The organism is Paraliobacillus ryukyuensis, assembly GCF_003315295.1.
In the GTDB taxonomy this organism is placed as follows: domain Bacteria; phylum Bacillota; class Bacilli; order Bacillales; family Amphibacillaceae; genus Paraliobacillus; species Paraliobacillus ryukyuensis.
Genome location: NZ_QNRI01000030.1, coordinates 1 through 1,172 on the forward strand (window position 1 = coordinate 1; position 1,172 = coordinate 1,172).

The following is a 1,172-nucleotide window of genomic DNA, read 5'->3' on the forward strand; positions in this document are numbered from 1 at the left end:
TTAGTAGGTTCATAGCTTTCAAATGTTGCATTGACCAATGATTTATTTAACAGACTATGACCATCGAAGTGTTTAAGCATTTTTTCTAGCCTTAACTTTAATTTTCGTTCTCCCTCTATATCTCCAAGTTCCTTGTTCTTGCAATTGCAACCATAATCAGCTGTAACCTTTTCACCTTTTCTTGGACCTCTTGGAATAGTTAATTCTGTTCGTTTAACTTTTTGTTCGCACTCTGGACAAATGAACTCTTCTAAAACAACTTTGTTAATGGTTTGAGTGAATTCCTTTACTGATTGCATGTACTAACCTCCTAAAAACCATAGTCTCTAGTATCTTCTTGCTGATCTGCTCTAATTGGTACGACGTTGTTATGTTTATTTTTGCGTTCAGCCTTAACTTGGATAACCAATTGATCATATTTTTCTCTTAGTTTTTCAGCAGATAATATATTTCTGTGCCAAAAATCATCGCTTTGTGTCCAATCGATTAAGTACTTAATCTGTTCTTCCGTTCGATCATCAAGATTTCGCATTTTCCTAAAATCATCCGCCCACTTTTCCAAGTTAGGTTTTTTGTGTTCTGGATTATTTTCTAAAATCTTGGAATAAAGAAGTTCAGCTAAAGACATGTCGCAAATTTCATATTTGTGACGTTTTTTATTATTCTTGTTCTTTCTAGCCTTATTAGCATTATTGTTATTGTTTACACTTCGTTTACCATTAGTGTTCACTTCTTCATTTAAGGTGTTTACACTTTCTTTTTCGTCATCGTTGGAACGTTGATATTTAGCATAGTTCAGGATGGTAAATAGTGTTCCCTGTTCCGTTTCCCTAACGTTTACCCTTTCGGCACTAATGAGTTTGTCAATTGCCTTTTTTATGGTTCGTAGAGAATACTCTTTTCTGCCTCGACCTTCCTTGTACGCTAAGTCTTTTGCAATCATTCGATAGGACCTCAAATACTGACCTCTCTCTAATTCGATGCCCGCTATCTTCGTTCCGTCTTGATGAGTAGCTTTACCGATTAGATATATAAACAGTCTGAAAGTAGTTACGTCGTTCCATATATCTGAATCAAATATATCTCTATCGACTTTGAACCAAGTACCCATGTTCACCATCCTTTTTTACGCTACTTTTTAATACAAACCGCAACCGTTCCCTTATCCTCAA

1 protein-coding gene and 1 pseudogene are annotated in these 1,172 nt (G+C 35.4%); both read right to left on the reverse strand.

Annotation, left to right across the window (positions count from 1 at the left end):
* A pseudogene (locus DES48_RS15745) lies at positions 1-299 on the reverse strand (hypothetical protein); the annotation flags it as partial.
* 11 nt (positions 300-310) lie between these two features.
* Entirely contained in the window at positions 311-1,111 is an 801-nt protein-coding gene (locus DES48_RS15750) for a hypothetical protein (RefSeq protein ID WP_113870235.1), read from the reverse strand.
* Positions 1,112-1,172: the final 61 nt, after the last annotated feature.